9 protein-coding genes are annotated in these 13,943 nt (G+C 30.1%); 6 read left to right on the top strand and 3 right to left on the bottom strand.

The window, feature by feature from the left end:
- Positions 1 to 242 precede the first annotated feature (242 nt).
- Both GQS57_RS12455 and GQS57_RS19215 read right to left on the bottom strand, forming a co-directional pair.
- Entirely contained in the window at positions 243 to 1,121 is an 879-nt protein-coding gene (locus GQS57_RS12455) for a transposase (RefSeq protein ID WP_240915474.1), read from the bottom strand.
- A 243-nt stretch (positions 1,122 to 1,364) separates the two neighbouring features.
- Complete coding sequence (locus GQS57_RS19215) at positions 1,365 to 1,562, bottom strand: hypothetical protein (protein ID WP_368855187.1); 198 nt, start codon at positions 1,560 to 1,562, stop codon at positions 1,365 to 1,367.
- Positions 1,563 to 2,089: 527 nt separating this feature from the next.
- Between GQS57_RS19215 and GQS57_RS12445 the strand changes: the two genes are divergently transcribed.
- Both GQS57_RS12445 and GQS57_RS12440 read left to right on the top strand, forming a co-directional pair.
- The gene (locus tag GQS57_RS12445; protein ID WP_165733169.1) at positions 2,090 to 4,048 is read left to right on the top strand and encodes a cytochrome c biogenesis protein CcdA; all 1,959 of its coding nucleotides are present in this window, start codon (positions 2,090 to 2,092) and stop codon (positions 4,046 to 4,048) included.
- 101 nt (positions 4,049 to 4,149) lie between these two features.
- Positions 4,150 to 5,616, top strand: coding sequence for an aminotransferase class V-fold PLP-dependent enzyme (locus GQS57_RS12440; RefSeq protein ID WP_165733168.1), 1,467 nt, complete (start codon positions 4,150 to 4,152; stop codon positions 5,614 to 5,616).
- Between the two features lie 115 nt (positions 5,617 to 5,731).
- Here the strand turns inward: GQS57_RS12440 and GQS57_RS12435 are convergent, their stop codons facing one another.
- Positions 5,732 to 6,331: an RNA polymerase sigma factor gene (locus tag GQS57_RS12435; protein WP_165733167.1), complete on the bottom strand. Its 600-nt coding sequence runs from the start codon at positions 6,329 to 6,331 to the stop codon at positions 5,732 to 5,734.
- 135 nt (positions 6,332 to 6,466) lie between these two features.
- Between GQS57_RS12435 and GQS57_RS12430 the strand changes: the two genes are divergently transcribed.
- The 4 genes from GQS57_RS12430 (at position 6,467) to GQS57_RS12415 (ending at position 13,755) form a co-directional block, all read left to right on the top strand.
- The gene (locus GQS57_RS12430) at positions 6,467 to 7,621 is read left to right on the top strand and encodes a FecR family protein (RefSeq protein ID WP_165733166.1); all 1,155 of its coding nucleotides are present in this window, start codon (positions 6,467 to 6,469) and stop codon (positions 7,619 to 7,621) included.
- 88 nt (positions 7,622 to 7,709) lie between these two features.
- Complete coding sequence (locus tag GQS57_RS12425; RefSeq protein WP_165733165.1) at positions 7,710 to 11,192, top strand: TonB-dependent receptor; 3,483 nt, start codon at positions 7,710 to 7,712, stop codon at positions 11,190 to 11,192.
- A gap of 11 nt (positions 11,193 to 11,203) precedes the next feature.
- Positions 11,204 to 12,688, top strand: coding sequence for a RagB/SusD family nutrient uptake outer membrane protein (locus GQS57_RS12420; protein ID WP_165733164.1), 1,485 nt, complete (start codon positions 11,204 to 11,206; stop codon positions 12,686 to 12,688).
- A 20-nt stretch (positions 12,689 to 12,708) separates the two neighbouring features.
- Entirely contained in the window at positions 12,709 to 13,755 is a 1,047-nt protein-coding gene (locus GQS57_RS12415; RefSeq protein WP_165733163.1) for a DUF4465 domain-containing protein, read from the top strand.
- Positions 13,756 to 13,943: the final 188 nt, after the last annotated feature.

Raw genomic sequence — 13,943 nt, 5'->3', positions numbered from 1 at the left:
TTAGATCACACAAAACTTAGCATTCTTTTATGTGATTTCTCACGAAAAGTCGAAATGACAAACTGGGTGTAAACATTGGAATTAATAGTCTCGGTTGATTTTACTAAAGATGATGATTTTGTATGTCAGTGTGTGTAGTCGCTGCAAATAAGCACTAACCCTTTGAGAATCTCATATACTTTATATGATTCCTCCCGAAAGGTTTAAATGGATCAAACATTATTTCTGGGGAGCGTTAAAAATTATGCATATAATTTAGTTAGTCTAAAGAGGAAGAATTTGACATCTCTTACGCCTCTAAATTGTGTTCTAAATTCCTTTATTTTAGCATTAAAAGATTCAGCAGAAGCATTTGTACTTCTATTATTAAAATAGTTTAGTATTGCATCATAGTGCATTTGTATAGATTTAGCTATGGTGTTGAAGGATTTAAATTCTGATTTTTCTACCTTATCATACCAATGTGCTAATTTTAATCTAGCTATATTTTTATCTGAATTAGTTTCAAAAATATATCTTAATCCCTGTGAGAGATTATATGCTTTCTCAATGGTTGGATATAACTGAAATAGTATTTCTGCTCTTTCAATTTGTCTTGGTGTCCACTTAGTTTTGGATTTAAATAATAAATACCTACTTCTAGCGAGCAACTGTCTATGAGTATCTCCGTTTCTAAGAAGTTCTGGCTGATAGTGTTTATCTGTTTTTTGAGCCTTTGATATGGCTTTATTTTCCTGATCTATGATTTCCCATCTTAAACGAATACGTTCTTCTTGCACCGCTTCTGAGGCTAGTTTTTGAACATGAAATCTATCAGTTACAATGTCTGTTTTCTGGAAACATATTTTAGCAATTAAATTCATATTTTCGGCTATATCTACAGTAACTTCTTTAACCATGTTTCGTCTTTTTCTTAGAATTTCATGAAAAACATCAATGACATCCTGAGCCTTGGTACCCTTTACGATAGCGATTATACTTCCTTTTTTACCGTTAGCTTTTTTATTGGTTAAAATAGTATAAAGCTCACCATTGGATAGAGAGGTCTCATCTAAGCTTAAATATTTACCTAAATTCTTGTGTATAGTAACCAATTTTCTGCGTTGTCTTTTTGAATCCAATAATTGAAATTACTTAGATGGTTTTTGTATTGATGTTGTAATGTTTTACTGTTAATTCTGTAGTAATCTGCAAAGCGCTTAGCGCTCACAGCATGATTATCAAGAGAGTTCTTTTAAAAAAGAGGCAAACTCCTGAGTTATACGAGTGCCTTTAGCTACTAAATTTCAATCTCTTTTTATGATTTTACCGGTATCAATAAGTGTCCAACGTCTTCTTTTTATACGGAGTAGTACCGGTTTGCCTCAAAGTGGGAAATCTTCAATGGTTATTTCAGGTAAGAAACCTTTTGATTGTGCTATTTCAGAACGGTATTCTTGTGGAAGTATGTTTTTTTCTTCTAAATAGAAGTGGGTTTGATTATCAGTAGTAATATCTGCTACAATATCAAAATATTCTAATAGTCCTTCGGGCAATAAATAACGGGCTAATTCTGGATTCAAAATCTAATTACTTTTTTTCAAAGATAAGATTCTCCCCAACAATTATTCTTGATCCGTTTAAATGACAAATTGGTGTAAATATTGGAGTCAATATCTTTGGTTTATTTTATTTTCAAATCCTTTTTATTTTTTTGTCAATCTGGTGTTATTCTAAATTCTTATAAAGATTTAGCTTTTGTTGCTGAGATGCTCAAACTAGTTCAGTTTGATAAACTTTACTCTTGTTTACAGACTAAAGTGATGAGACTTTTGTTATTATTCTCTTTTACTACATAATACGTTTTTTACTCATAGCATAATGAATTGATTATTAGTTTCTTGTGATTTTTTTTGTTTGTTAATATTTTTTACTTTTTTATAGAGTAAGGGTTTTTACTTTTTGTTGCGTCTATTAATAAAATACATAACATTCTTTTCAGTACGCTTTGTCTTCTTGAATTAATTACAACAGTGAAAAGATGCCAGGGTTATTATTTCTTTGAAATAATAACCCTTTTTATTAAATAGTAACAACATAAAATATTAAAATGAAAAATTTACTTACTCTATTATTCTTAACTTTTAGTTTATTTTTAACAGCTCAAATACACGAACCAGTTAAATGGCAAACTTCTATTGAGAAAATTTCAGAAACAGAGTATATATTAATTTCTAAAGCAACTATTGATGCTGGTTGGCATTTATATGCTCAAGATGTTATTGAAGACGGCCCAATACCCACTTTATTTACATTCGATGATCAAGATGGTAAGTTAAAACTTATAGGAAACACTTCCGAAGAGAAAGGCCATACAATTGATGATCCTATTTTTAATATGGAGATTAAATTTTTTGAGAATTCTGCTGTATTCAAACAAAAAATCACATTAACGGAGCCTGTGAATGAAGTAAACGGAACCGTTGAGTTTATGGTTTGTGATGATACTAGATGCTTGCCTCCAACAGAAGTAGATTTGTTATTTACAATTAATAAAAAAACAGGAATAACTGAATCCATAAAAAAAGAGGGTAAACCAGTGGTTTCTATTAAAAAGAATTCATCATCAGAAAAAAGTCTTTGGGGAATTTTCTTTATTGCCTTTCTATCTGGATTTGCTGCATTATTAACACCTTGTGTTTTTCCAATGATTCCCATGACGGTTAGTTTTTTTACCAAACAAAGTAAAACAAAAGCTGCAGGTATCAAGAATGCTATTATTTATGGATTATCAATAATTGTAATTTATGTTTTATTAGGTATTTTAGTAAGTCTATTATTTGGGGCAGATGCTTTAAATGCATTATCTACAAATGTTTGGTTTAACGTTATTTTCTTTGTTTTACTTTTAGTTTTTGCAGCTTCATTTTTAGGTGCCTTTGAAATTATGCTACCAAACTCTTGGGCAAATAAAGTAGATTCTCAAGCAGATAGAGGTGGATTAATTGGTATCTTCTTTATGGCTTTAGCGTTAGCAATTGTTTCGTTTTCTTGTACCGGACCAATTGTAGGTACTTTATTGGTAGAAGCAGCTGCAGGAGGAAGTCAAGTTGGACCAATTATTGGAATGTTAGGTTTTTCATCGGCAATTGCTTTACCATTTGCCTTATTTGCAGCTTTTCCAGGTTGGTTAAATTCATTACCAAAATCAGGAGGTTGGTTAAACACAGTAAAAGTTGTATTAGGGTTTTTAGAATTAGCATTAGCATTTAAATTTTTGTCAAATGCAGATTTAGTATTACAATTACATCTTTTAGAAAGAGAAATCTTTATTGCTATTTGGATCGCTATTTTTGGAGCATTAACATTCTACCTTTTTGGAAAAATACAACTACCACATGATTCTCCTGTGAACCATATTTCGGTAGGTAGATTAAGTTTAGGTTTAATTGTACTTTCATTTACAATTTACATGATTCCAGGGCTTTGGGGAGCACCTTTAAACTTGATAAGTGCATTTCCTCCACCACAGCATTATAGTGAGTCTCCATATGGAGTTGGGTTTAGACAGCTTGGTAGCGGAGGTGGAGTCTCACATTCAGATATTCCAGATGGAGCACATTTAATGGCTCCAAATGATATTTTAGCATTTAATGATTATGATAAAGGTTTAGCGTATGCTAAGAAAGTAAGAAAACCAGTTATGATTGATTTTACCGGTCACGCTTGTGTTAACTGTAGAAAAATGGAGCAAAATGTTTGGGTAAATCCTAAAGTTTTAAAAATGCTTAAAAATGATGTTGTCTTAATTTCTTTGTATGTAGATGACAAAAGAAAGTTAAATGCAGATGAGATTGTAGATTCTAAATTAAAGCCAGGTAAAAAATTAAAATATATCGGTCAAAAATGGAGTGAATTACAAACTATAAAATATAAAACTAACACGCAACCAATGTATGTCTTAATGGATCATACAGAAGAAAACTTAATAAAACCTGTTGCTTATACGCCAGATATAGATACTTATTCTAATTGGTTAAAAGAAGGTATTAGTAATTTTAAGAAGTAACATTTTTATTTAGTTGATTAATTTTTAGCATTATTTTGATAGAGATCTTAAAGCAATGCTTTTACAAGAAAACATTTTTAATATAATTTAGTATGCATAAAATGAGTTTAGAAAAATATTTTGATCAATTTAGAAAGAATATCGTTGGTGTTAATCAGACTTTTATATCTCCTTATGGAGAACAAAAGTTAGTATATTCTGATTGGACAGCAAGTGGAAGATTGTATCTTCCGATTGAAGAAAAATTATTGAATAATTTTGGACCTTTTGTTGCAAATACACATACAGAAACATCAACATCTGGGGCATCAATGACGTTAGCATATCATGAAGCTAGAAACATTATAAAAAAACATGTTAATGCAAGTGCTAATGATGTTTTAATTACTGATGGATCTGGAATGACAGGTGTTGTAAATAAATTTCAACGAATTTTAGGATTAAAAGTTTCAGAAAGCTTAAAAGCATACACTAATATTCCAGAAGAAATAAAACCTATTGTTTTTGTAAGTCATATGGAACATCACTCTAACCAAACATCTTGGTTAGAGACTATTGCAGATGTAGAAGTTGTGCCTTGTGATGATGCGGGTTTAGTTTGTTTAAAAAGTTTTGAGAAGTGTATAAAAAAACACGAAAAGAGACAGTTTAAAATAGCTTCAATTACTGCATGCTCTAATGTTACTGGAATAAAAACTGAGTATCATAAAGTGGCAAAATTAATACATAAATACAATGGTTTGTGTTTTGTAGACTTTGCTTGTTGTGCTCCTTATGTTGATATAAATATGCATCCAAAAAATGAAGAAGAATACTTAGATGCTATTTTCTTTTCTCCTCATAAGTTTTTAGGTGGACCCGGAACTTCTGGTGTGTTGGTTTTTAATAAAAAATTATATAAGAATGTAGTGCCCGATAATCCTGGAGGAGGAACTGTGAGTTATACAAACCCTTGGGGACAACATGATTATTTTGATGATGTAGAAACTAGAGAAGACGGTGGAACACCTGGTTTTTTACAAGTTATAAAGATTGCACTTTCGATTCAGTTAAAGGATAAAATGGTGACTGAAAACATTAAGAAGAGAGAAGATGAAATTAACAAGACTGTTTTTAAAACTTTAGAAAGTATTGCTGATATTAAAATATTAGCACCAAATCATAAAGATCGTTTAAGTATATTTTCTTTTTATTTTGAAAAATATCATTTTAATTTAGTTGTTAAGTTACTAAATGATAGATTCGGAATTCAAACAAGAGGTGGATGTTCCTGTGCAGGAACGTATGGGCATTTTTTATTAAATGTAAATCAAGAAACATCAAATAGAATAAAAGATGAGATTTTACATGGTTGCAATACACAAAAACCTGGTTGGATTCGTTTATCCATTCATCCAACCATTACAAATCAGGAATTAGAATTTATTTGTAATTCGTTAAAAGAATTAGCTAAAAATATAACGGATTGGTCTAAAGATTATAGGTATGATTCTGTAAAAAATGAATACACCCATAAAACAGTAAATCCTATAGAAATTGAAATGGTAAGGAATTGGTTTTTAGTTTAATTGCTTTATAGCTAGACTGTAAAAGAAGTGGGAGTATCTAAAATAAAATATTAATTTATCAGGAGAAATTAACATTTAGAAGATTATTTTATCGAAGAATTCTTATTAAGAAAAACTAGTAGACAATTTTAGTTTTAATTGATTTAAAAAAATTAAGAAATAGCGTTAAAGTACCTTTATCATTAAAACTCTCTCTAATTATATTGTATGCCTTAGACATTTGTGCTTGAACCGTTTTAGGAGAAATTTCTAGATGTTCAGCTATTTGAGCATGCGTGAGGTTTTCAAACTTACAGAGAATAAATACTTTTTTACATCTGTTAGGTAATTTGTCGATGGTCTCTCTTAGTTTTTTTACTCTCAAGAGATTTATTTCGTCATCTTCATCAATGGTTTCCATAAGACGTTGATGTTTCCAACCGTCTAATACGTTTTGATTTCGCTTATCTTTACGGTACTTATCAATATAAGTATAATAGGCTGTTTTAAATAAATAGCCTTTAAAAGAATCTAATTCACTTAGTTTTTCTCTATAATTCCAAATTTTTATAAAAGTTTCTTGTAAAATATCTTCAGTTTCAAATTCATTTTTAGTAAAATTGTTAATATATATATACAAGCTTTTATAATATAGATCATGTAAAACCTTAAAAGAAAGTTGGTCTCCTTTTTTTAGTCCAAGAACTAAATCTACTATTTTCTGCTTGTCTGCCATGTTAAAGTGTGCGAGCAAATTTAGATATTTTAATGAGATATCATTAAAAATTTAAAGAAAAGTTAAAAAAACATTAATTTTTTATAGGCATTATAGAAAAGGTTAGCGTATTACTAATAGAAATAAGAAAACATTGTGAATAAAAGGATAGAGAAAATAATTATAAGTTATTTTGATAATAATATTTCAGAAACTGAAGCGAATGAACTTGCAGCTTGGTTAGATGAAGGAAACAGAGATGTGTTTAATGAATATGTAATGTTGAATTTTTCTGTAGAACAGTTAAAATCAGTAAAAAACGATATTATAACCTCTTCTTGGGATAAAATTGAAACTGATATAAATAAAAAGAAATCGGCAAAAGTATTGCCATTGTATTTGAAAAAGATATCTAGATATGCGGCAGTTATTGCTGTTTTAATTGTATCTGGATACCTTTTAACACAAAAAACAAACCCTGTTATAAATGAGACTGTTTCAATTGGAGAAATAAAAGCAACATTAACTTTAGACGATGGATCTAATATTGCTCTACAAAATGGAAAAGGATATAATAATAAAACAATTCATAGTAATGGAGAAAGTTTAGTATACGAAACAAAACTTAATACAAAACATAAAACAAAAACTAAAGAAACTATTTATAATTACTTAACAATTCCTAGAGGAGGTTTGTTTTCTATAGAATTATCAGACAATACAATCGTTTGGTTAAATTCTGAAAGTAAATTAAAATATCCTGTAAACTTTAAAAAAGGAAAACCTAGAGAAGTTGAATTACTTTATGGAGAAGCTTATTTTGATGTCTCTAAAAGTACTAAACATAATGGAGATGCCTTTGTTTTAAAAACAAACAACCAAACGATTACTGTTTTAGGAACTGAATTTAATGTAAAAGCTTACCGAGATGAAACCGATATTTTAACAACTTTATTAGAAGGTTCTGTAAATGTTAACAATAAAAATAACAACAAAACTCTAATACCAGGTCAACAATCAAAAATTTCAAACTCATCAGACTTTATAAAAGTATATGAAGTAAAGGCAGATGATGAAATTGCATGGGTAAATGGAATGTTTAGTTTTAAAAATAAACCTTTAAAAGAGATCTTAAAAGTTTTATCTCGTTGGTATGATTTAGATGTAGAATTTACAAAAAAAGAAAGCGAAGAAATTCTTTTTACAGGTGTTTTAAGAAAACAACAATCAATATATAGAATATTAGAATCAATTAAAACTACAACCAATGTAAAATATAGTATTAAAAATAGAATTTTGACAATAAAATAAAAAAAGGGATAAAAACAAAACCTCTCACAGCTAGTTATATCCCTAAGAATCGTGATTAATTAATTAACAACTAACCAAATGCAAATTTATGAAAAATAATTTTACAAAAATACTTTTCTTATTTAAGAAAAGATTTCTACCTATCATTATGAAAACATTCTTTTTACTTTTCTGTACCACTCTTTTTAGTTTCACTCCTAAAAGTGGTTTTTCACAGAATGAAAAAATTACAATTGAATCAAACAAAACAGTCTCAGTAGATGAAGTATTTGAAATTATTAAAAGTCATACAAATCATAGTTTTATTTATAGAGCAGATTTGTTTAAGAATTATCCCAAAATAAAATTAGAAAAAGGAATCATTAGAGCGAATAATCTTTTAAAGAAAGCCTTATCAAAAGGAAGTTTTAGTTGTGAGTTTTCTGAAGACGAAACTATAGTTATAAAAGAAAAGCCAACTGAAGTTGTTCGTATTTCTAAAACTGTGAAAGCAATTCAGCAAATAATAATAAGTGGTACTGTAGTAGATGAGAGTGGTGAGCCTCTTCCTATGGTTAGTGTTTATGAAAAAAAGACTAAAAATGGAACTTCAACAGATTTTAATGGAAATTATTCACTTAATTTAGGTAGTTCCTCTAAAGATAAAATTTTAGTATTTAGTTATATTGGTTTTGAAAATCAAGAAGTTGTGGTTGGCGACAAAACAATTTTAAATATAAAAATGAGACCAAGTTTATCTGGCTTAGATGAAGTTGTGGTAATTGGGTATGGAACATCTAAAGTAAAAGATGCAACAGGAGTAATATCTAGAATTAGTGCAAAAGAAATAGAGAATGCACCTATGGGAGCTAGCGTCGAAAGTTTATTGCAAGGTAAAAGTCCTGGTGTAAATGTTCAAATACAATCTGCTTCACCTACTTCTCCCATTAGTGTGGTTATTAGAGGGGCATCGTCACTTTCTGGAGATAACCAACCTTTATGGGTTATTGATGGTGTACCACAATATTCATCTACAACTTCTGGTGATGTTGCAAATACTTTGTATAATTTAAATTTAAATGATGTACAAAGTATAGATATTCTTAAAGATGCTTCTGCTACAGCAGTATATGGTTCTAGAGCTGCTAATGGAGTTGTAATAGTAACCACTAAAAAAGGTAAAATAGGAATGAAACCTCTTTTTGAAGTATCTTCTAGAGTAGGTGTGCAGGTTATGGATTTTAATGGATATCAATATTTTGAATCTGAAGATTATATAAACTTTTCTGGTGCTGCAGCTAGAGAAATGGTATTAACGATGGATTCGTTTACTAATTCTGCTGAACGTTATTTAGATCTTCAAGCATTTTATAACCTAAATAATAGCGAGTATGATAAATCTGATCTTGTAACGCTAGATGGCGCTTATTATGATGGAAACACTAATTGGCAAAAAGAAATGACTCAGAATCCAGTGGTGGTACAACATGATTTTTCTGTTCGTGGAGGGTCTGAAGAAACAACCTATTTTGCTTCTTTTAATTATAGTGATATGGAAGGTGTTGTAAAATCGGGGCAAAGCGAGTTGTATGGAGGTAGAATGAATTTCGATACTAAAATTAGTGAAAATTTAAAATTTGGACTTAACCTAAATGGAAGTTCTCGTAAATCTGATAATAAAGATTATATGCTTAGTGTTATACAAAAGGTTAGACCAGATATTCCTGTTTATGAAGAAGATGGAAGCTTGTTTACAAGAGATTTATTTACAGAAAATCCATATACTACCCTACAAAACACAAGATCTGGAAAAGGAATTACTTTTAATGGTACAGCTTTTTTAGATATAAATATTTTAAATGATTTTAAGTTTAAAACATCTTTCACTAACAATTATACAGATAGTGAAAACTTAAGTTATGACCGTGCCGGAACTGCTCAAAATACCACTGGTACTAGAACATGGTACAATACTAAATCTTCTTTTAATATTTGGGAAAACACTTTAACTTACGCTAAATTAATCAATAAAAAACATGATTTACGTGCTTTAATTGGTCATTCAATGGAGAATTATATTTCTAGATATCATTATATAAAAGCTTCTAATTTTCCAGATGATGATGTGCTTAATAATTTTGGATCTGCAGCTTCAATTAACTCTATAAATGAGACGCAAACAGAAAATGCATTAATATCACAATTTGCAAGATTACATTATAAATTTGATGATCGCTATATTATTTCTGGTACTATTCGTCGTGATGGTTCATCTCGTTTTGGAGCAGATAAACGTTGGGGACTTTTTCCTTCTGGTGCTGCTGCTTGGTTAATCTCTAGCGAAAAATTTATGAAAGGAGAAAGTGTTAAAAAATATGTGTCTTATTTAAAACTTAGAACTTCTTTAGGTATAACAGGATCTCAAAATTTAGGAAATTATGATTGGATAACACAAGTTGGATCTGTACAATATAATGAAAGTCCGGCTATACAGCCTAGTTCTATCGGAAATCCAGATTTACAATGGGAAGAAACAAAAATGTTTGATTTAGGATTAGATTTTGGATTACTTGATGACAGAGTTTATGGTTCTGTAGGTGTTTATACAAAAAATAGTAGCAAATTAATATATAAAACACCTTTGGCGTCAAGTGCTGCTTTTACAAGTATTACGTCAAATGTAGCATCCGTTAAAAATAATGGTTTTGAATTTGATATTAAGTACGATATTTTACGTTCAGATAACCACCGTCTAACTTTTAATTTTAACTTTTCAAACAATAAGACCAAAGTAGTTAAAATTAACGGAGATCTTGAAGAGCTATTATTTCCTGGTAGCTATGCGCCCTTTATAAAATTGGTAGAAGGTGAGGAAACGGGACAATGGTACGGATTACAAACTGCTGGTAGATTCTTTGTTACAGATGAAGATGCTATTGCAATGCAAGGTAGAACGGCAACAGGTCAGCCAACTTTTTTAAACAACTCTCAAGAGACTATTGGAGATATGATCTATATTGATCAAAATGGAGATGGAAAAATTACAAATGATGATAGAGTTAACTTAGGCTCATCTATTCCAAAAGGAACTGGTGGATTTGGACTAACCTACCGTTTTAAAAACTTTATGGTTAATGCTGCTTTTACGTATGCTTATGGTCATAGTAGACTATGGGATTTACCAAGGTTAAACATAGGTTATGTTGGCGATTTTAACCAAAGTAATATTGTTGCAGGGCAAAGTACTATTCTAGTAAACCCTTATGATGCTTCTTATCCAAGATTAGCGCAAACGTTAATTGGCGGAAACAATAAGTTTTCAGATTTTTATTTACATGATGCTTCTTATCTAAGGTTAAATGCTCTGAATATAACATATAAATTACCTAATAAATATTTTGAAAAAATGCTAATAAGTGGTGTAGATTTAACTTTTCAAGCTACCAATCTATTTACAATTACTAAATACCCAGGATTTGACCCACAAGGTAACTGGACAAATTCTAGAATTGGTTCAGGGATGGCAATTGATGCTAGTACTTACCCATCTGCACAAATTTATAATTTAGGTATTAAGATTAAACTTCAATAAAAAAACAACACATGAAAAAATATATATACATACCATTATTTATTCTTTTAGTAGCATTAAGTTCTTGTTCGGATTACTTAGAAAGAGAACCTAGCTTTTCTTTAAACGAAGAAAATGGTGTCACTAATTTTAGTAAAGCAGAAGCAGCTGTAGGTGGCGTTTATGAAACATTTATAGATAGTGATCAATGGTCAGGGCAATATTATACAGATTTAGCTTCACGTTCTGGTTTTATTAAATGGCGTTCTGCAGAATATAATATGGAATATGCAGAAGGAAATGAAACAACAAGTAGTATTCGCTACCGATGGAGTTACTTTTACAAAAGTCTTAATTCTGCAAATTTTGCTATAGAAGGAATTTCAAACTTATCTGACGCTCAGGTACCAAGTGAAGAAGAACGAAATTCTCTATTAGGTCAAGCAAGATGTTTAAGAGCATGGATAAATATTAATTTATTATGGAATTACGGACATTGGTGGTCTGATGATTATGATAACCCTAATGGATTATTATATAGAGATCAAGTTGTTAATCTTGGAAATATAGAAAAAGCAAGAATAAGCGTTGGAGAAAGCTATGATAAAATCTTTGAAGATTTAGATTATGCAATTGCTAATTTAGGATCATTTAAAAGTAGTAGATATGTATCAAAAGAATTTGCAAAAGTTTTAAAAGCAAAAATTTTACTTTACAGAGGAGGCATGAATGATAATGCATCAGATTTACAAGAATCACTTGGTTTAGTAAATGAAGTACTTAATACAAGTGTGTCAGGTTTTTCTATGCAAGACGATTTAGCTAAAGTATATAAAGATTCTTGGGACTCTGAAGAAAATTTATTTTCAAGATATTTAGAAGAGGGCAACAGAACCTATAAAAGTTATTATTACTCAAATAATATTACTACAAGATATGCTGATAAGTTGCCACGTGACGAAGATCAAATAACGGCTAAATTGAATTTTGGAAGTGATTGGTTTAAGGCAGACCCGCGATGGGATATTGTAACAGGTGACGTGCACTCACCAGCTTCATGGGATACCAATAGGTATTATACTTGGACTAAGGTTGTTAGATTAGCACAATATGATGGAGTCTTAGAAGGAGACGAAAAATACAATACCTATTACTTTAGATATCCAGAGTTATATATAATGAAATCTGAATTATTGGCTAGAACAGGAGCTTCTACAGCAGAAGCTATTGCACCAATTAACCTAATGCGTTCTAAGCGTACAAACCCTGTTTTACCTAGCTTAACAGTTAATTCTCAACAAGAATTAATGGATACAATTTTTAAAGAGTATTTTCTTGAAACCTTCTTAGAAAATGGAAGTGAATATTATGCTTCATTGCGTTTTAAAACAGCAGGAGAACCTTGGATTGTAGCTATAAAAAATGGAAAAATTCTTGATAAAAACAAGTTATGTTACCCTATTCCAGAAGAAGAAATGGAATTCAATAAACTTATGACTCAAAATATTGATTTATAGTAATTTAAAATAAAAATCACATGAAATTTATCAACAAATATATTTGTATCACAGCTGCAGTTTTTGGGTTATTCACTTTACACTCTTGTGATGACGAACTAGAACTTAAAATACCATATCCAAACGATATTACCTTTAATGAATTAGAATTAGGAAGGTTTACCTATAAAATTTCCGATTCTCCATTTACATCTGGAGATTCTAAATCTGGAATTGTTACTGTTAATGTAAGTAATACAGGAGGTAGCACTTATAGCGGATTTGCATTATCTAATAAAAGTCAAAGATCTTACCCTTGGAATTTAAGTCCAGATTTTGCTCCAGCTGGAGGTCTTACAGTTGCAGAAACTCAACAGTCTATAGATTCTACTGCTTTTAGTGTAAGTACAGTAACACCAAATAGAACTGAAAATTATTTAGTAGGTCATGCTGCCGGAGATGATGCTTTTTTTACACTTAATGAGCCTGCAATTGTTAGTCATGTATTAGTAGCTAATACAAGTTATAATTATTTAATGGCAAGTTATGGTTCTGTATATTCTGGTACTTTTGATAGCGATTCACAAGCTTATCTTATAGATGGAACTGCAGTAAGAAACATAAAAAACCCAAACCCATCATCAACTAGGTACGGTAGGTTTTTACTACCTTCTCCTAGCGGAGTAAATGCGGTTAGATTATCTGGTCATGAAATACTAGAGAAGCGTAAAGCAGGAGAAACAGCAAAAACAACTGCCTTAAACAACGGTAGTACAGATGAAGAAGCAGAAGAAGCATACGAAACAGCTTATGCAGATTTAAGCGCAGGATATATTAAATTAAATATTGAAGGTTCTCTAAACGGAAGTACTACAGGTAATGTTGAATTTTACTTAGCAACTAGAGCAAATGTAGATTTAATAAACCCAACATATAATTTTGTTTTAGAAGATTGGACTAAAGTAGATTTAAGTTCTTTAGGAGAGGTAGATAAAGTTTTATTTAAAATTTCATCTTCTTATGTAGATGATTTTGGTAATATGATTTATTCACCTACTTTTTGTTTAGATGGCATACGTCTGAAATAACAAAATAAGAATAAAAATTTTTAATTTTTAAAATGCTTTTGATAATTACATTGCAATATCAAAAGATACTTCAAGAGAGTTAAAAGTAATGCTATTTATAAAAACATAATGGGAGGTTAATTTATTTAGCCTCCATTAAAACTACCTACTAAAAAATAACTCAGTCTAAGCATAGGTAACAGACCTAT

The organism is Polaribacter sp. 20A6, assembly GCF_011378915.1.
Taxonomy (GTDB): domain Bacteria; phylum Bacteroidota; class Bacteroidia; order Flavobacteriales; family Flavobacteriaceae; genus Polaribacter; species Polaribacter sejongensis.
Note: the sequence above shows the minus strand (reverse complement) of the source record. Positions and strands in the feature narration are given on the sequence as shown.